This is a genomic window from Aeromonas schubertii (assembly GCF_000820105.1).
Lineage (GTDB): Bacteria > Pseudomonadota > Gammaproteobacteria > Enterobacterales > Aeromonadaceae > Aeromonas > Aeromonas schubertii.
On sequence record NZ_CDDB01000039.1, the window covers coordinates 18,427 to 36,434 of the forward strand.

Consider the following 18,008-nt stretch of genomic DNA (forward strand, 5'->3'; position numbering starts at 1 on the left):
GCAATCATGCGTGTTCGTTTGTGCGCGTATTCGGGATGCCGCAACCTTACTCCCTCTCTGGCAGATCTGTCAGAGAGTTCAGAGAGGAAGTGTGCTCGAGATCGCACAGGATGCTAATAAAATGTGATCATACGCAAATGGCAGTCAGGGTGCCTAACCACTAAGGGGTATTAAGGCCAGTGCCGATGCGGCCTGTAAGGGGGAGGAGGTTATTGATAATGGACTCATCGGAGTAATGAAACTGTAATAATTCATCGTTCGTCACAGAATTGATGTTCCTTTGTGAGCATAATGAGCGCGAATTCGAATCGGTAAAGTCTGCTCGTTTCCGAATTAGCCTCTACCCTTCAATCACAACAACAAAAAGGAAGCTCAACATGCTCAGTCTCTTCAGGCCGGCACCGCACATTGCCAGGCTGCCTGCCGACAAGGTCGACCCCTTCTATAAACGGATGCGCTGGCAGGTCTTCATCGGCATCTTCTTTGGGTATGCAGGTTACTATCTGGTGCGCAAGAACTTCAGCCTGGCCATGCCTTATCTCATCGAGCAGGGTTTCTCCCGTGGTGATTTGGGTCTGGCGCTCTCCGGGGTCTCCATCGCCTATGGTCTCTCCAAGTTTTTGATGGGTAACGTATCGGATCGCTCCAACGCCCGCTACTTCCTCTCTGCCGGTCTGCTGCTCTCTGCCGTCATCATGTTCTGCATGGGGACCATGCACTGGGCCACCTCCAGTATTGGCATCATGTTTGTGCTGCTGTTTCTCAACGGTTGGGCTCAGGGCATGGGCTGGCCTCCCTGCGGTCGCACCATGGTGCACTGGTGGTCGCACAAGGAGCGTGGCGGCATCGTATCGGTGTGGAACGTGGCTCACAACGTGGGTGGCGGCATGATCGGCCCGCTGTTTATTCTCGGTATGGGTTGGTTCAATGACTGGCGCAGTGCCTTCTATGTGCCGGCAGCCGCTGCGGCTGCTATCGCGGTGCTCGCCTTCTTCATCATGCGTGATACCCCGCAATCGGTCGGCCTGCCCCCGGTTGAGGAGTACAAGAACGACTATCCGGCCGATTACAGTGCCGAGCACGAAAAGGAGTTCTCCGCCAAGGAGATCTTCATGAAGTACGTCTTCAATAACAAGCTGCTCTGGTATATCGCCATCGCCAACGCCTTCGTCTACCTCATCCGTTACGGGGTGCTGGACTGGGCCCCCACCTACCTCAAAGAGGCCAAGGACTTCTCCGTCGACAAGACCTCCTGGGCTTACTTCCTCTATGAGTGGGCGGGCATTCCGGGTACCCTGCTGTGTGGCTGGATGTCGGACAAATTCTTCCAGGGCCGCCGCGCCCCGGCCGGTATCCTGTTCATGGCACTGGTGACCGTGGCCGTGCTGGTCTACTGGTTCAACCCGGCCGGCAATCCGACCATCGACATGCTGGCTCTGGTGGCCATCGGCTTCCTCATCTATGGCCCCGTCATGCTGATCGGCCTGCACGCTCTGGAGCTGGCGCCGAAGAAGGCCGCCGGTACTGCCGCGGGTTTCACCGGTCTGTTTGGTTACCTAGGTGGTGCCGTGGCCGCCAACGCCGTACTCGGCTACACCGTGGACCACTTCGGCTGGGATGGCGGCTTTATTCTGCTGACCTCTTCCTGCGTGCTCTCCATCCTCTTCATCGGCCTGACCCTCAAGCACGATAACGAGATGATGGCGCAGAAGGCCTAAAACGTGATGGTCTGCTTACCTCGCCCGCCCGGGTTGGGGTAGACTGCGAAGGCCCCGCCGAGTGCGGGGCCTTTTTCGATCACAAGGGAGGATCCAGGTGAAGCAAACACAACGACATCAGGAGATCTTGGATGTCCTCACCCGGCAGGGATTCGTCTCGACCGAGGATCTGGTGACGCATTTCGATGTCAGCCCCCAGACCATTCGTCGTGACCTCAACGATCTCGCCGAGCAGAACAAGATCCGCCGCCATCACGGCGGGGCCTCGCTCCACTCCAGTACCGTCAATACCGCCTACACCACCCGTAAGGTGATGCAACTCAAGGAGAAGGAGCGCATCGCCCAGGCGGTGGCGGCCCATATTCCCGACGGCTCCTCGCTCTTTATCGACATCGGGACCACCACAGAGGCGGTCGCGCGCGCCCTGCTCGGGCACCGGGATCTGCGCATCGTCACCAACAACCTCAACGTGGCCAGCATCCTGACCGCCAAGGATGATTTCACCGTCATCATTGCCGGTGGCGAGATCCGCAACCGGGACGGTGGCATCGTCGGGGAGGCGACCCGGGACTTCATCGGCCAGTTTCGCATGGACTATGGGGTCATCGGCATCTCGGGGATCGATCTCGACGGCTCTTTGCTCGATTTCGACTACCACGAGGTAAAGATCGCTCAGGCCATCATCCAATACTCCCGCGAGGTGCTGCTCGCCGCCGACCACACCAAGTTTGGCCGCAACGCCATGGTGAACCTCGGCAATATCAGTCAGGTACATGCCCTCTTTACCGATCAACCCCCGCCTGACAAGCTGGCCCGCATCCTCGCCAGCCATCAGGTCGAGTGCCATCTCTGCTGATCCTCTCTGCCGGGGGCCAGGCCCCTGGCTCTCTCTTCCTCTGATTTTCTCTCCTCATCGTCATTGGGTTGACAGGCTGTTGCAGCCTGGCAAACACCGCCCCCATTTCGATCACATTTTTGCGCAATAATGTTCGTTTGATTTTCCTTTGTGCTCTAATATGAGCGAAATCAAACGCTGCTATGCGTTGAATCATAAAAACGAAATGAAGGTGAACATGAACGAGCACTATGATCTGGTCGTCGTCGGCGGCGGCATCAACGGGGTCGGCATCGCCGCCGATGCCGCAGGGAGGGGGCTCAAGGTAGCCCTGTTCGAGGCACACGATCTCGCCTCGGCCACCTCGTCCAACTCGAGCAAGCTGATCCACGGCGGTCTGCGCTATCTCGAGCATTATGAGTTTCGTCTGGTCAAGGAGGCGTTGGCCGAGCGGGAGGTGCTACTCGGCATGGCGCCCCATATCGCCCGCCCAATGCGTTTTCGCCTGCCCCACCGCCCGCACCTGCGTCCGGCCTGGATGATCCGCGCCGGCCTCTTTCTCTACGACAATCTGGCCAAGCGCGATCGCCTCAAGGGGAGTACAGGGGTGCGTTTTGTCCCTGGTGATGGGCTCAAGAGCGAGATCCGCAAGGGATTCGAGTACTCCGATGCCTGGGTCGACGATGCCCGTCTGGTGGTGCTCAACGCCATGCTGGCCCGGGACAAGGGCGCCCGCATCGAGACCCGCACTACCTGCATCGACGCCCAGCGCCAGGGGCGTGAATGGCGGGTGACGCTGGAGCGGGAGGGGGGAGAGCGCTTCACCGTGACCGCGCGCGCCCTGGTCAATGCCGCCGGCCCCTGGGTCAAGCAGTTCTATGACGATGGACTCCATGAGAAGTCCCCGCGCGGGATCCGTCTCATCAAGGGGAGCCACATGGTGGTCCCGCGGATTCACGAGCGCGACGAGGCCTATATCCTGCAAAACGAGGACAAGCGCATCGTCTTCGTCATCCCCTACCAGCAGGATTTTTCGCTTATCGGCACCACGGATGTGGAGCACAAGGGGAGCCCGCGCGAGGCGCGTATGAGCGATGAGGAGATCCGTTATCTGTGCGACGTGGTCAATGCCCACTTCACCCGTCAGGTTGCGCCCAAGGACGTGGTCTGGACCTATGCCGGGGTGCGTCCCCTGTGCGATGACGAGTCCGATTCACCCCAGGCGGTCACCCGTGACTACACCCTGGAGGTGAGCGGTGACGAGCAGGAGGCGCCGCTCTTGTCGGTGTTTGGTGGCAAGCTCACCACCTATCGCAAACTGGCCCAGGCCGCCTGCCACAAGCTGCAGCCCTGGTTCCCCCGGATGAGCGATGACTGGACCGCGACCACCCGCCTGCCGGGCGGCGAGTTCGACTGCCCGGTGCGCGAACTGGCCCGTGCCTTTGCCCTGGAGTTTGACTGGCTCGACGACCGCAGCGCCCTGCGCATCGCCGAGGCCTATGGCGCCAATGCCCGTCTCTGGCTGGGCCAGCCGCGCGGCGAGGAGTTTGGTGCCGGCCTGTGCGAGGCCGAGGTGCGTTACCTCATCGAGCGAGAGTGGGCCCGCACCCTGGAGGACATCCTCTGGCGCCGCAGCAAGCTGGGCTTGCGTCTCGATGCCAGCCAGCAGGCCCGTCTCGCCCGGTGGCTGGAGGAACATCTCCACGCCTTGCCACGGGCAAGTTAACCCGGGTGGCGGCCGCATGGCCGTCACATTTCCTCTGTACCCTGCAAGCAACCACAACAAGAAGAGTCATAACAATGAAGAAAACATGGATAGCCCTCGCGCTGGGCACTGCGCTTACCTTCCCCGCCCTGGCTGCCGATGAGGGCAAGATTGTCATCGCCCACCGGGGCGCCTCCGGTTACCTGCCCGAGCACACCCTGGAGTCCAAGGCCATGGCCTATGCCATGGGGGTGGATTATCTGGAGCAGGATCTGGTGATGACCAAGGATGACCAGCTGGTGGTGATGCACGATCACTTCCTCGACGGCATCACCGATGTGGCCGAGCGTTTCCCGAAGCGTGCCCGTCCTGACGGCCGCTTCTATGTGGTCGACTTCACCCTGGACGAGATCCGCTCCCTGCGCATGACAGAGCCGTTCCAGGTGGTCGATGGCAAGCAGGTCCCCGTCTACCCGGCGCGCTTCCCCCTCTGGAAGTCCAGCTTCAAGATCCACACCTTCCAGGAAGAGATCGAGATGATTCAGGGGATGAACAAGAGCACCGGCAAGAATGTCGGTATCTATCCCGAGATCAAGGCACCCTGGCTGTTCCGCCACGAGGGCAAGGATATCTCCAGGGCGGTGCTCAAGGTGCTCAAGGAGTACGGCTACACCGGTAAGGACGACAAGGTCTACCTGCAGTGTTTTGACGCCGACGAGCTCAAGCGTATCAACGGTGAGTTGATGCCGGCCATGGGCATGGATCTCAAGTTGGTACAGCTGATGGCCGAGACCGATTGGAACGAGACCATGGTCTATGACGCCAAGGGCAAGGCGACGCCCTATAACTATGACTGGATGTTCAAACCCGGTGCCATGAAAGAGATAGCCACCTATGCCGAAGGGGTGGGTCCGTGGAAACCCATGATAGTGCCCGAGCCGGGTACCCCGGGTAAGCCCACCTTCACCAACCTGGTCAAGGAGGCCCATGCCAGCGGTCTGAAGGTCCACCCCTATACCTTCCGTCAGGATCAGGGGCAGGTGCCGGCCTATGCCAATGACTTCACCGATCTGCTCAACATCTTCCTCTATCAGGCCGATGTGGACGGTGTGTTTAGCGACTTCCCCGACAAGGCGGTCGAGGTGATTCGAGCCCACAACGGCAAGTAAGCGGTGAGTCACGGATCACGAGGGGCCCGAGGGCCCCTTTTTGATTGTAAATCTAAGTATACAAAGGTGGTGTTTTGAATTCTGTGAAGAGATTATTTCTGGTCTTGGTAGCGTAAAAAAGAAGCTATTGAACCATTTCATTGAATTTAATCTTGCCATTCATCGCTTGATTGTTAATGTGGACTCCGGTTGCGTCGTCGCGAGTGAACAATTGTAATTTAATGTTTACGGTTTTTCGCGGTGGTTTACATGAAAGAGAGAGTCCACTCATGCAAAAAGATCCCCTCAACAACGTCCATATCCACTCCGAGCAGGTGATGATCACCCCGGCCGAGCTCAAGCGCAGGCTGCCCATCTCCGAGCACGCCCTGGCCTTCGTGCAGGGGGCGCGCCAGACCATCTCTGACATCATCCATCGCCGGGATCACCGCCTGCTGGTCATCTGCGGTCCCTGCTCAATTCACGATATGGAGGCCGCCAAGGAGTACGCAACCCGACTCAAGGCCTTGCATGATGCCTATCGTGACTCTCTCTATATTGTGATGCGGGTCTACTTCGAGAAGCCGCGAACCACCGTGGGCTGGAAGGGGTTTATCAATGATCCCAACCTGGATGGTACCTTCGACGTGGAGCTGGGATTGCATCGTGCCCGTGAGCTGCTCTGCTGGCTGGCCGAGCTGGAGCTGCCGCTGGCCACCGAGGCGCTCGACCCCATCAGTCCCCAATACCTGGCCGAACTCTTCTCCTGGTCGGCCATCGGGGCCCGCACCACCGAGTCCCAGACCCACAGGGAGATGGCCTCCGGTCTCTCCATGCCGGTGGGGTTCAAAAATGGCACCGATGGCAATCTCGGCACCGCCATCAACGCCATGCGCTCTGCCGCGACGCCCCACGCCTTCATGGGGATCAACCAGCAGGGGCAGGTGGCCCTGCTGCAGACCCAGGGCAACCCGGATGGCCATGTGATCCTGCGCGGGGGCAAGCATCCCAACTACGACTCGGTCAATGTCTCCCTGGCCGAGGAGGCGATGGCTCAGGCCGGACTGACCCCCGGGCTGGTGGTCGACTGCAGCCATGGCAACTCCAACAAGGATTACCGCTTGCAACCCAGGGTGGCCGATAACGTCATCCATCAGATCCAGGAGGGGAACCGCTCCATCATCGGCCTGATGCTCGAGTCCCATCTCGAGGAGGGGAGCCAATCCTCCGAGCAGCCGCGCGAGTGCATGCGCTACGGAGTCTCGATTACCGATGCCTGCATCGGCTGGGCGACCACGGACGAGCTGCTGGCACGCGCCTACCACGAGCTGGGGGAGGCCCTTAAGTCTCGACGTCAGCCGGTCTGACATTGAATAATGGCCGGGTCGCCACGGGGCGACCTGCTTGCTGATAGAGAAGGGATCATGGCCAAAGAACTGGATGTCCTGCGGGACAAGATTGACGAGGTGGACAGGGAGCTGGTGACCCTGCTGGCCCGCCGCCTGGCGCTGGTGGGGGAGGTAGGAGAGGTCAAGAGCCGCCACGGTCTGCCCATCTATGCCCCGGATCGGGAGGCGGCCATGCTGGCGCGCCGCCGGGAGGAGGCCGAGGCCCACGGGGTGCCCGGGGATCTTGTCGAGGATGTGCTGCGGCGCATCATGCGCGAGTCGTACGCCAGCGAGAAGGAGACCGGTTTCAAGTGCATCAAGCCCGATCTGCGCCACGTGGTGGTGGTGGGAGGGGGCGGCGCCCTGGGCGGGCTGTTTGTACACATGCTGCGTCTCTCTGGCTACCGGGTCGAGGTGCTGGAGAAAGAGGATTGGGCAGATAGCGAAAGCCTGCTTGCCAACGCCGGCATGGTCATGGTCGCGGTGCCCATCGATGTGACAGAGGCGGTGATCGGGCAGCTTGGGCGCCTGCCGGAAGATTGCCTGCTGGTGGATCTCACCAGCGTCAAGCAGGGGCCCATGGCCGCCATGCTGGCGGCCCACCCGGGGCCTGTGCTCGGCCTGCACCCCATGTTTGGTCCCGATGTGGCGAGCCTGGCCAAGCAGGTGATCGTCTGCTGCGCCGGACGTGATCCTCTGGCAAGCGAGTGGCTCTGCCAGCAGATGACTATCTGGGGGGCGCGTCTGGTGGCGGTGAGCGCCGCCGAGCACGACCAGGCCATGACCCTGATCCAGGCCCTGCGCCACTTCGCCACTTTCGCCTATGGCCGTCATCTGGCCGAGGAGGGGGCGGATCTGGAGCAGCTGCTGCGTCTGAGCTCCCCCATCTACCGGCTGGAGCTGGCCATGGTGGGGCGTCTGTTTGCGCAAGACCCGGCACTCTATGCGGACATCATCCTCTCGTCACCGCAAAATCTGGCCATGATCCGTCGCTACTACGAAGAGTTTGGCCGCTCCCTGGCCCTGCTCGAGCAGGGGCAACGGGAGGGATTTGTGGAGGCGTTCAACCGGGTGGCTGATTACTTCGGCGAGCACGCCAGCCAATTCCTGCGCGAGAGCAAGCAGCTGCTGGCCCAGGCCAACGACAGGCGCCACCTGGGCTAATGGGTTAATCCTGACCCGGGTTGTCCCTCACGGGGAGCCGGATTTCGTAATGCAGCCCCTCGCCGGGGCTGAATACCTGCAGCGATCCCCCGAGATTACTCTCCGCCAGATTATGAATGCGGCAGGCACTCAGGCCACAGTGGCTCGGATCTCCGCGCTTGGTGGTGAAGAAGGGTTCGAACAGATGGGGCAGCTCCCCGGCCGACATGCCGACACCGTTGTCCCAGTAGTGCAGCCGTAGCTGGTTGTTCTCTTCATCCAGCGTCAACCCAAGCCGCAGCGGGGTGACGGCGGCGTGGGCCAGGCTGTTGCTGATCAGTTCCTGCAGAAGATCGAGAAAGAGCCCCTGGGGGCAGGTGAGCCGGGTGGCGTTGCCCGACACCTGCATCTCGACCTCCTGGCGGTGAAACTCCTCGGCGAACCCGGCAACCAGCATGGCGGCGGCCTCCTGGGGATCGAAGCGGATGCTCTTGGGGGGATCCTGATCCTGGGCCAGCGCCTTGAAGCGATTGATGAGTGTCACCACCCGCTGCAGGCTGTTTTCAACCAGTTGTGCCCCCTCCCGGATCTCGTCGAGCTGTTGTTTGAGCATCTTCTGGCCCAGTTTGCCCCCCTCCATGGCCTGGGAGATCTGATCCCCCGCGCCATGGATAAAGCTCGAGGCGGTGATACAGATCCCCAGAGGGGTATTGATCTCGTGAGCGATGCCGGCGGTCAGTTGGAACAGGCTCTGGTAGAGCTGAATGCGGGCCTGCTGGCGGTTGAACTCCTTGAGGCGCAGTTGATTGCGGACCCTGGCCATCACCTCGAGTGGGTGAAAGGGCTTGCTGATATAGTCACAGCCGCCGGACTGAAAGGCGGTGTCGAGGGACTCGATATCGCTGCTGGCACTGATGAAGATGACCGGGGTGCCCCACAGGTCTGGGCGGCTCTTTATCCGTCGGCAGGCCTCGAAGCCATCCATCTCCGGCATGTTGATGTCCATGATGACCAGATCGGGCAGTGACTGCTCCATGCTGCGGATCGCCTGTCGGCCATTGCTGGCGACCCGCACCCCATACCCCTCCTGCTCGAGCAGGTGATGAAGAATGTCGAGATTGATGGGGGCGTCATCAACGATAAGGATGGTACTCATGGATTCTCGTCCTCGGCCAGCCAGTGGGTGAGCCACAGGCTGGCCTGCTCGAAGTCATAGTGGTGGATCAGGCTCTCCAGAGGGGCAAGCTCGGCGGGCCACTCGGCACTGCGCTGTTTGAGTGCCTCTAGCCTTGTCTTGGCGCTGGCTTCCCCGCTTGTCAGCAAGGGAAGCAGTGCCTTAAGTGCCTCCCTGAGGGAGTGGCTGCATTCGCCTGTGCCCTGCGGGGCCCTGGTGGGCAGGATGTGGCGCAGGTCGGCAAGCTCGGCCTCCAGTCGGGGGTAGGCGTCGACGTCGGGGGGGGCATCACTGCGACTTAGCTCTTCCACCTCACCGGCCCAGAGCGCGAGGCGGGTGGCCCCCAGATTGGCGGCCGCGCCCTTGATGCCGTGGGCATAACGGGCCAGGGCCATCCGATCGTCTCCTTCCAGCAGCGCTCTCGCCTGCCCGCTCTCCTGCTCCAGCTGGTCGACAAAACGCTCCAGGCTCTGCAGCCAGCGCCCCTTGTCTCCGCAGAAGCGGGAGAGTGCCTCTTCCTCGGCCAGCAAGGGCAGCGCCATGATCTTGTCGGCCGCCTTAGGTAGCCACTTGGCTATTTTGGCCAGCATCTCCTTCACATCGATGGGCTTGCCGATGTGGTCATTCATGCCGCATTCGAGGCAGCGCTCCACATCCTGGTGCATGGCATTGGCGGTCATGGCGATGATGGGCAGGCTGCGCCAGGCGGGATTGTCCCTGATCCGGCGTGTCGCACTGACCCCGTCAAGCACCGGCATCTGCATATCCATGAGCACCAGATCGAATGTCTCGCGCCCCAGCCAGGCCAGCGCCTCCTCACCATGATTGGCGATCTGCACGCGGGCTCCGTGTGGCTCGAGCAATCCCACGGCGATCTCCTGGTTGGTTGGGTTGTCTTCCACCAATAACAGTCGGGCACCGGCCAGGGTGGGGAGGGGCTGGCTCTCGCTCCCGCTGGGGAGAGGCTGAGGATGGTGAAAGAGATCGGCAAGGCAGTTGAAGAGCACCGAGGGGTTGACCGGTTTGATGATGAGGGCATCGATCTCGTTGTGGCTCTGCAGTGCCAGCTCGCGGCTGTGGGCGGTGACCAGCACCAGTTTGCAGTCGGGGGCGAGGGGGCGGATCTGCTGGCAGGCCTCCAGCCCGTCCATGCCAGGCAGCTGCCAATCCATGAAGACCACCGCAAAGGGCCGACTGCGCACCTGACGAATGGCTCCGTCGCCATCTTCGGCCAGGGTGACAGTCAACCCCATGGCTTGCAGCAGGCTCTGCATGATCTCTCTGGCCAGGGGGTTGTCATCGACCACCAGGGCATGCATGCCGTTGAGTTCATTGAGACTGGTGACATATTGGCGGGCCTTGGCACTTTGCAATCCAAGCCTGAGATCGAAGGAAAAGCAGGAGCCCACTTCGGGAGTGCTGGTGACGCGGATCTCGCCGCCCATCAGCTCGACCAGGTGCTTGGCGATGGTGAGCCCCAGTCCGGTGCCCCCATAGCGGCGGGTGATGCTGCCATCGGCCTGGGAGAAGGACTGGAAGAGGCGGCCGAGCTGCTCCGGGGTCATGCCGATGCCACTGTCACGGATCTCGAAGTGGACCCGAACGTGCTCTTCATCCTGCTCCCTGGGTTGGATTCGCAGCACGACATCACCGCGCTCGGTGAACTTGACCGCATTGCCGCAGAGGTTGATCAGGATCTGCCCCAGCCGCAGGGGATCGCCGATCAACGCCTGGGGCATGGTGGGGTCGATATCAAACAGCAGCTCGATCCCCTTCTCCTGTGCCCTCTGTCCCAACATGTTCCCGAGGTTGTCGAGCACCTCGTCGAGCTGGAAGTCGGTCTGCTCCAGTTGGAGGCGCCCGGCCTCGACCTTGGAGAAGTCCAGCACATCGTTGATGATGCCGAGCAGGGACTTGGCTGCCTGATCTATCTTGCCCACGTAGTGCTGCTGTTTGGGATTTAGATCGCTCATCATTGCCAGCTGGGCCATGCCGATGATGGCGTTCATGGGGGTGCGGATCTCGTGGCTCATGTTGGCCAGGAACTCTCCCTTGGCCTGCGAGGCCTCATCGGCCACATCCTTGGCCTGGCGCAGGGCCTGCTCGAGCGCCTTCTGCTCGGTGATATCGACCAGCAGGCCCACTATCCCCTCTGGCTGATTGTCACTGCCCAGATAGGTGGCTTCATAGATGCTCATCTGATGGGGCTCGCCGGCCGGATCCGGCAGGGTCAGCTCATAGTGGATGGCGGCGGCTTCCTGTAACAGGGGGGTGTGGTTGTCGAGGAAGGCATCCCCCACGGGGAAGAGGGCGCCCAGTGGCATGCCGATGAGGCTCTCCTGGGCTTGGCCACAGAAGTCGGCGAAGGCGGTATTGACGCCGAGCAGCTGTTGTTGCCGATCCAGATAGTACATGGGGTTGGGGATGGCGTTGAGTACCTGCTGGGTGAAACGAAGTTGCTCTGAGACCCGCTGCTCGGCCCTCATCTGTTGTTGCTGGTTAAGAGTCAGCTTGAGACCCACTTCGAGATCCTTGCAGAGCAGGGTCAGCCACTGTTGGCGCTCTTCGTCCAGGGCTCCCAGCATGCCAAGCTCGAGTAACCCGAGGGGCCTGTCATTACTCCAGAGCGGAAAGAAATGGATCTCGCTCAAGGTGAGGGTTCCCCCCAGCATGGGAAGGGTGCAGTGCTCCTGCAGATCGGTGAGGCGATAGGGGGTGCGATTGTGCAGCAGCCTCAGTTGCAGGCTACCCTCGACCATCTGTTGCTCGGCTCCCCCTCCATAGCCGATGCCGGCACAGCGCACCAGTCGCTCCTGCTCCCACAGGTAGAGACCGGCCAGGGGGACATTGAAGCGGGCAAGCAGGAACTGGATCACCCGGTTACCAAACTCGGCGGCACTCTCACAGCCCCGGCTGGCGTCGGAGAACTCCTTGAGCAGACGGTTGTTATCCAGCTGCCGCCCCACCTCACGCAGGAGCTGGTTCTGGGCCTGGGCCAGGGCGCCCAGCTCCCCCTGATGCCAGCTCTCCTCTTCGGCATGATAGTCATGGGCACTGACTCGCCGGATGAGGCGCTCCTGCATCCTGGCCAGGGGGGAGAGGTACCAGCGCCAGATGATGGCAAAAGCACACAGGGTGGCCAGCAGAAGCAGCAACAGTCCCGCCTGCTGCTGTCGGGCAAAGCTGGCCAGTTGTTGCTCAGCCTGCTGCTGGCGCTGCAGATTGCGTTCGGTCAAGGCCGTATAAAACTCACCGAGAGGCTGCATGATGCGCCACTTCTCGTTGAAGTACTCATCGGAGAAGAGCAAGCGGGTGGCCGTTTGCAGATCCGGTTTGCCATCCGGTGTTCCAATCCCCTGTACGGCATCGAAGGCTCGCCGCTCCATGCCCACCAGGGCATCCGAGGTGTTCAGCGACTGTTTGAGCAGCAGCAATTCCAGGGTCGACAGGCCGGCGTTGTCGAGCGCTTTCTGCAGGCTGGGATAGGCGCGCTCAGCACTTGGGGGCGGGAGGGTAAACCCGGGGATGGCCGCCTGATCCCAGAAGCCAAAACTGTGCCCTTCCTGACGGGGCATCTGACCGTTGCGCACCGCCAGCACATAGTTAAAGAGCTGCCGGAAGCGCACCTCACCGGTGACGGCATAGGCCCTTGCAAATTTGCTCAGATGATCGGAGCTGCTGCGGATCTCCTGGGCCAGCGCCAGTCGGTCGGCCGACTGATAGTAGATCTGGTTCAGGGTGCGCTGCTGATGGTCCAACCGCCACGACAGCAAGAGAAGGTAAATGAGCAGGGCGCTGATGAGGATGAAGAGCAGAAGTGAAACCGCCTTGATGGAACGCATGGATACTTCTCCGGTGAGGTCCATCAGAGTATAGAAGGGGTCTGTTCGGGCAGTGGGACGGCACGCACTGTTGGGGGCACCGGCGCTTTCGGGCCGGGGAGTCGGAGAAAGCAGTAATAAAGAAAAGGGCGCCTGACGGCGCCCTTTCCTGGTTTAGGCCCGGGTATCGATCAGGTAGGGCTCGGGGCGCCCCTGATAGAGGTCGATGATGCGTTCACCAAGGCTCGATTGGGCCGCGCTGACCGCCTGACTCAGGCGCTCCTGGCGCTGCAACTGCCGGCTGGCCTGATAGATGTCGGCAGGCTCGGGCGCAGGCGACGGGGTGCTGGCGTTGCCGCTCGCTTCCAGATAGCGCTCCATGGCCGCCTTGTTCTGGCGCTGCTCCGTGTAGTCTACCGCCAGGGTGCGCTTGGCCTCTTGCTTGGCGCTGGCCGCAGCCTGTTGCTCGGCCCGCTTGTCGAGGGCCTGATTCTCGGCGCGGTTGCGCTGCTCGGGCGTCAGAGAGGGAACCGGCTGGGGGAGAGGGGTGATCTGCATGAATGTCTCCTTGTGAGGCGTCCATTGTACGATTATTGAGCGCGACAGCCAGCGCCAACCCACCCGCCAGCAAGGCCGGGTTCAGCTTGCCAGAAGAAAAAGGGCGCCGTCAGGCGCCCTTGTTGCATCCATAGCCTTAGTCGAAGAACCAGTAGCCACGGTTGACCAGGCGGGTGAAGAGGGTCAGGAAGCCGGCCTGATCCTCGAGAGTCACCATGTCGCTCTGGGTCACCACATCCCGATCGCACAAGAGGGAAATGGCGGCCGGGTCTTCGCTCGGCAGGCGCCAGGCCTCGCCGTCGATGTAGCAGGTGTCGGTGGCGCCGCTAAACCAGACGCAGCGCAGGCCCGGCACCCGGATGGCCGGCTCGCCGGCAGCCAGCAGGTTGGCCACCTCCTCTTCGCTGTAGTCCGGGTCGACCGGCACCACGTCGAGATCGTGCTTGGCGTCGGAGATCATGGCGCCGAACCACTCCTTGAGCAGGGCGTCATCGTCTAGGGCGTGCTGCATCAGCTCGCGCAGGCGGTGCAGCTCATGGGGCTGGATCTCCCCATGGCGCTCGCGGGCCTTGAGGTCCGGGTCTGTGTAGCGCTCGGTGGCGATCTCGTTGTCGATCAGGTGATCGGCAAACAGGGAGAGCAGATCGCGTGCATCGGGGGCGCGAAAGCCCACCGAGTAGTTCATGGAGGGCTCGACCGCATAGCCCTCATGGGGGAACCCGGGCGGGATGTAGAGGATGTCGCCCGGCTCCAGCACCGCATCGATGATGGCGTCGAACGCCTCGCAGTGGCGCAGGGCGCCGTGGGCGGCGAACTCGCTCAGGGCCAGGGCGTCACCGACCCGCCAGTGGCGGCGGCCCACCCCCTGGGTGATAAAGACGTCGTAGTTGTCGATGTGGGGGCCGACACCGCCCCCCGGGGTGGAGAAGCTCACCATGACGTCGTCAAAGCGCCAACCGGGAATGAACTGGAACGGAATGGCCAGCTCGTTCACCTCGGGGGCCCAGTGGTTGCACGCCTGCACCAGCACGGTCCAGTTCTCCTCGCCCAGGTGGTCATAGGCTTCGAAGGGGCCGTGGGAGGCATCCCACTTGCCGTCGAAGCGGGTCACCAGGCGGGATTCCACCTCCTGCTCCATGGCCAGGCCTGCCAGCTCGTCCGGGGTGATGGGATCGGCAAAGTCCTTGAAACCGCCCTTGATAAGGAGCGGGCGCTTCTGCCAGTAGTGCTCGAGAAAGTGGGCGATGTCGAGATTGAGTTCGTACATGGTGTCTCTTCGGATTGGTCTATGGCAAAGGGGCCCGGCGGGCCCCTTTAGGATAATGGACGCTTACTTGAGCTCGTCCACCAGACGCTGGGCGGCGCCTATGTAGTTGGCCGGGGTCAGCTTCTTGAGCTCCACCTTCACCGCGTCGGGCAGCTCGAGGGTGTCGATAAAGGTGCGCATCCCCTCGGCGTCGACGCGGCGGCCACGGGTCAGCTCTTTGAGCTTCTCGTAGGGTTTCTCGATGCCGTAGCGGCGCATCACGGTCTGGATCGGCTCGGCCAGCACTTCCCAGTTGGCGTCCAGATCGGCGGCCATGGCGGCGCCGTTGGCTTCCAGCTTGGAGATCCCCTTGAGGGTCGCCTGGTAGGCAATCAGGGAGTAGCCCACGGCCACGCCCAGGTTGCGCAGTACGGTCGAGTCGGTGAGATCGCGTTGCCAGCGGGAGATGGGCAGCTTGGAGGCCAGGTGCTGGAACACGGCGTTGGCCAGGCCCAGATTGCCCTCGGAGTTCTCGAAGTCGATCGGGTTGACCTTGTGCGGCATGGTGGAGGAGCCGATCTCGCCCGCCACGGTGCGCTGCTTGAAGTGGCCCAGGGAGATGTAGCCCCACACGTCGCGATCGAAGTCGATGAGGATGGTATTAAAGCGTGCCAGGGCGTCAAACAGCTCGGCGATGTAGTCGTGCGGCTCGATCTGGGTGGTGTAGGGGTTCCAGGTCAGGCCCAGAGAAGTAACGAACTCCTCGGAGAACTGGTGCCAGTCAACGAGCGGATAGGCACTGATGTGGGCGTTGTAGTTACCCACGGCGCCGTTGATCTTGCCGAGGAGCTCGACCGCCATGATCTGCTTGAGCTGGCGCTCCAGGCGATAGGCGACGTTGGCCATTTCCTTGCCCATGGTGCTCGGGGTGGCCGGCTGACCGTGGGTGCGCGACAGCAGCGGCAGGTCACGGTATTCGTGTGCCAGGCGCTTGATCTCGCCAATCAGCTTCTCGCAATAGGGCTTGATGACGGTCTCGCGGGCGGTCTTGAGCATCAGGCCGTGGGAGTTGTTGTTGATGTCTTCGGAGGTGCAGGCGAAGTGGATGAACTCGGAGACCGCCTCCAGCTCCGGCAGCTGCGACACTTTTTCCTTCAGGAAGTACTCGACCGCCTTCACATCGTGATTGGTGGTGCGCTCGATCTCCTTGATGCGGGCGGCATCAGCCTCACAAAAGCCACTGACGATCCCGTCGAGCAGTGCGTTGGCATCGCGGCTGAAGGCGGGTACTTCCGGAATCCCGGCGTGACTGGCCAGCTTCTGCAGCCAGCGCACTTCCACTTCAACGCGAAAACGCAGCAGGCCGTATTCGGAGAAGAGGGGGCGCAGCTCGGCCGCCTTGTCGCCGTAACGGCCATCGATGGGGGAAACAGCAGTCAGCGCTGACAGTTCCATGTGGTGAACTCCTGATGGTTTGTGTGGGGGGAAATCAGTATCGCTTGGCGAGCTCCACCATCTTCTTGCGGGCGAAGATGATCTGGCTGCGGCTACCGCCGACCTGGCGCCACAGCACCACGGCGCGGATACCGGCCAGCAGCAGGGCGCGCACCTTGTGCTGCACCATGGGCTGCTGCAGATACAGCGGGGTGCCTGCCACCTGGATGCGCGGGCCTATCGGGCTGATAAGGTCGCTGTAGATGCTCGCCATGTTGGAGACGATCTGCTCGTCGAGCAGATCGAAATGCTGCAGCTGTCGGTCGATCTGGCCGATCCGCTCGCTCAGCATGCCCAGCAGATCCTTGCGTTTGGCCAGCTTGCGCTCCAGGGCGATCAGGCTGACCACGTAACGGGTCAGCTCGGCATTCTTCTGGCTGCCGTCGGCGCCGAGTTGCTCGACCAGGGCGCGGTAGCCGTCGCGAATGGCCAGATGGGTGTTGTTATAGACCTCGAGTGGCTGGCTCGGATTGGTCACCAGAATGCTGGAGAGGCTCTCGCGCAGGGAGGCCTCGTCGCAGGCGCCGTTACGGGCCACCTGTTGCACCAGGGCGGCCGCCTGGCAGATGCCGGCGAACGCCATGGTTCTGTCTTGATACTTGTCGCTCACGTGTCGTCCCTTGTGGTGATGTGGTCAGGGGTGGCGGAAACGCTGCTCGATGACGCCGCCACCGAGACACTCTTCCCCGTCGTAGAAGACGGCAGACTGGCCCGGGGTGACGGCGGCCACCGGCTCATCGAAGGTGACGCGGATGGTCAGATCGTCGATGGGCTCGATGAGGCAGGGGATGTCCTGCTGGCGATAGCGGGTCTTGACGGTGGCACGGCGGGGCTCGCGGATCGGGGTGCGATCGACCCAGTGCAACTGGCTCGCGATGAGGCCGTCGGAGTAGAGGCGCGGGTGCTCCCCTTGCGCCACCACCAGCGTGTTGCGCGCCACCTCTTTGTCGACCACGTACCAGGGCTCGTCGCCGGCGTCTTTCAGGCCGCCGATGCCCAATCCCTTGCGCTGACCCAGGGTATGGTACATGAGCCCCTGATGCTCGCCGATGATCTTGCCATCCACGGTTTCAATGGGGCCCGGCCTGGCCGGCAGATACTGGGCCAGGAAGTCCTTGAACTTGCGCTCGCCGATGAAGCAGATCCCGGTGGAATCCTTCTTCTTGGCGGTGACCAATCCCAGCTCTTCGGCGATGCGGCGCACCTCGGGCTTTTCCAGGTCGCCGACCGGGAACAGGCTCTGGCCGACCTGGGCCTCGCTCAAGGTGTAGAGGAAGTAGCTCTGATCCTTGTTGCCGTCGAGGCCGCGCAGCAGGCGCGGGCGGCCTGTGCTGTCGTCACGGCGCACATAGTGGCCGGTGGCGATGTAGGTGGCCCCCAGCTCCTCGGCGGCAAACTCCAGGAACGCCTTGAACTTAATCTCCTTGTTGCACAGGATGTCCGGGTTCGGCGTGCGACCGGCCTTGTACTCCTCGAGGAAGTGCTCGAAAACGTTGTCCCAGTATTCGGCGGCGAAGTTGATGGTGTGCAGTTCGATGCCGAGCTTGTCGCAGACGGCCTTGGCATCAGCCAAATCCTGGGCGGCAGAGCAGTACTCGTCCGTGTCGTCCTCTTCCCAGTTCTTCATGAACAGGCCTTCGACCTGGTAGCCCTGTTGCTTGAGCAGGTAGGCCGAGACGGAAGAGTCCACGCCGCCGGACATGCCGACGATCACCTTGATTTGGCTGTTGTCTGTCATCAGTAATGGAAATCCTTGAAATTAACGGGGCGCATTCTAT

13 protein-coding genes are annotated in these 18,008 nt (G+C 61.8%); 6 read left to right on the forward strand and 7 right to left on the reverse strand.

Annotated features, from left to right (window positions below; all coding sequences use genetic code 11):
• Positions 1-377 precede the first annotated feature (377 nt).
• The 6 genes from glpT to tyrA all read left to right on the forward strand — a co-directional run bounded on the left by glpT (position 378) and on the right by tyrA (position 7,958).
• Positions 378-1,718, forward strand: a complete 1,341-nt coding sequence (gene glpT / locus BN1133_RS07120) for a glycerol-3-phosphate transporter (protein ID WP_050665848.1) — start codon at positions 378-380, stop codon at positions 1,716-1,718.
• 97 nt (positions 1,719-1,815) lie between these two features.
• Positions 1,816-2,574, forward strand: a complete 759-nt coding sequence (locus tag BN1133_RS07125) for a DeoR/GlpR family transcriptional regulator (RefSeq protein ID WP_050665849.1) — start codon at positions 1,816-1,818, stop codon at positions 2,572-2,574.
• A gap of 217 nt (positions 2,575-2,791) precedes the next feature.
• Positions 2,792-4,279, forward strand: coding sequence for a glycerol-3-phosphate dehydrogenase (gene glpD / locus BN1133_RS07130; protein ID WP_050665850.1), 1,488 nt, complete (start codon positions 2,792-2,794; stop codon positions 4,277-4,279).
• A gap of 74 nt (positions 4,280-4,353) precedes the next feature.
• On the forward strand, positions 4,354-5,427 hold the full coding sequence (glpQ, locus tag BN1133_RS07135) for a glycerophosphodiester phosphodiesterase (RefSeq protein WP_050665851.1): 1,074 nt from the start codon (positions 4,354-4,356) through the stop codon (positions 5,425-5,427).
• Between the two features lie 269 nt (positions 5,428-5,696).
• The gene (locus BN1133_RS07140) at positions 5,697-6,773 is read left to right on the forward strand and encodes a 3-deoxy-7-phosphoheptulonate synthase (protein ID WP_050665852.1); all 1,077 of its coding nucleotides are present in this window, start codon (positions 5,697-5,699) and stop codon (positions 6,771-6,773) included.
• Positions 6,774-6,830: 57 nt separating this feature from the next.
• Positions 6,831-7,958, forward strand: a complete 1,128-nt coding sequence (tyrA, locus tag BN1133_RS07145) for a bifunctional chorismate mutase/prephenate dehydrogenase (protein WP_050665853.1) — start codon at positions 6,831-6,833, stop codon at positions 7,956-7,958.
• 4 nt (positions 7,959-7,962) lie between these two features.
• On the opposite strand, the gene BN1133_RS07150 is transcribed toward tyrA, so the two are convergent.
• The 7 genes from BN1133_RS07150 to mnmA form a co-directional block, all read right to left on the reverse strand.
• Positions 7,963-9,093 carry a hybrid sensor histidine kinase/response regulator gene (locus tag BN1133_RS07150; protein ID WP_050665854.1) on the reverse strand — a complete coding sequence of 377 codons (1,131 nt, stop codon included), beginning with the start codon at positions 9,091-9,093 and terminating at the stop codon, positions 7,963-7,965.
• On the reverse strand, positions 9,090-12,953 hold the full coding sequence (locus tag BN1133_RS07155; RefSeq protein WP_050665855.1) for a hybrid sensor histidine kinase/response regulator: 3,864 nt from the start codon (positions 12,951-12,953) through the stop codon (positions 9,090-9,092). Before BN1133_RS07155 ends, BN1133_RS07150 begins: the two co-directional genes overlap by 4 nt.
• A 153-nt stretch (positions 12,954-13,106) precedes the next feature.
• A complete protein-coding gene (locus BN1133_RS07160; protein ID WP_050665856.1) occupies positions 13,107-13,490 on the reverse strand; it encodes a hypothetical protein in 384 nt (127 codons plus the stop codon).
• Positions 13,491-13,626: 136 nt separating this feature from the next.
• On the reverse strand, positions 13,627-14,757 hold the full coding sequence (locus tag BN1133_RS07165; RefSeq protein WP_050665857.1) for a ribosomal protein uL16 3-hydroxylase: 1,131 nt from the start codon (positions 14,755-14,757) through the stop codon (positions 13,627-13,629).
• Positions 14,758-14,820: 63 nt separating this feature from the next.
• Positions 14,821-16,191: an adenylosuccinate lyase gene (gene purB, locus BN1133_RS07170; protein ID WP_050665858.1), complete on the reverse strand. Its 1,371-nt coding sequence runs from the start codon at positions 16,189-16,191 to the stop codon at positions 14,821-14,823.
• Between the two features lie 34 nt (positions 16,192-16,225).
• Positions 16,226-16,840, reverse strand: a complete 615-nt coding sequence (gene hflD / locus BN1133_RS07175) for a high frequency lysogenization protein HflD (protein WP_050665859.1) — start codon at positions 16,838-16,840, stop codon at positions 16,226-16,228.
• Positions 16,841-16,864: 24 nt separating this feature from the next.
• Positions 16,865-17,968 carry a tRNA 2-thiouridine(34) synthase MnmA gene (mnmA, locus tag BN1133_RS07180; protein ID WP_050665860.1) on the reverse strand — a complete coding sequence of 368 codons (1,104 nt, stop codon included), beginning with the start codon at positions 17,966-17,968 and terminating at the stop codon, positions 16,865-16,867.
• Positions 17,969-18,008: the final 40 nt, after the last annotated feature.

What these genes read in the sequence shown, in the direction of transcription:
- tyrA (WP_050665853.1), top strand. Translation starts at nt 6,831, where the DNA reads ATGGCCAAAGAACTGGATGTCCTGCGGGACAAGATTGACGAGGTGGAC.
- mnmA (WP_050665860.1), bottom strand. Translation starts at nt 17,968, where the DNA reads ATGACAGACAACAGCCAAATCAAGGTGATCGTCGGCATGTCCGGCGGC.
- BN1133_RS07160 (WP_050665856.1), bottom strand. Translation starts at nt 13,490, where the DNA reads ATGCAGATCACCCCTCTCCCCCAGCCGGTTCCCTCTCTGACGCCCGAG.
- BN1133_RS07140 (WP_050665852.1), top strand. Translation starts at nt 5,697, where the DNA reads ATGCAAAAAGATCCCCTCAACAACGTCCATATCCACTCCGAGCAGGTG.
- BN1133_RS07150 (WP_050665854.1), bottom strand. Translation starts at nt 9,093, where the DNA reads ATGAGTACCATCCTTATCGTTGATGACGCCCCCATCAATCTCGACATT.
- glpD (WP_050665850.1), top strand. Translation starts at nt 2,792, where the DNA reads ATGAACGAGCACTATGATCTGGTCGTCGTCGGCGGCGGCATCAACGGG.
- glpQ (WP_050665851.1), top strand. Translation starts at nt 4,354, where the DNA reads ATGAAGAAAACATGGATAGCCCTCGCGCTGGGCACTGCGCTTACCTTC.
- purB (WP_050665858.1), bottom strand. Translation starts at nt 16,191, where the DNA reads ATGGAACTGTCAGCGCTGACTGCTGTTTCCCCCATCGATGGCCGTTAC.
- glpT (WP_050665848.1), top strand. Translation starts at nt 378, where the DNA reads ATGCTCAGTCTCTTCAGGCCGGCACCGCACATTGCCAGGCTGCCTGCC.
- BN1133_RS07155 (WP_050665855.1), bottom strand. Translation starts at nt 12,953, where the DNA reads ATGCGTTCCATCAAGGCGGTTTCACTTCTGCTCTTCATCCTCATCAGC.
- BN1133_RS07165 (WP_050665857.1), bottom strand. Translation starts at nt 14,757, where the DNA reads ATGTACGAACTCAATCTCGACATCGCCCACTTTCTCGAGCACTACTGG.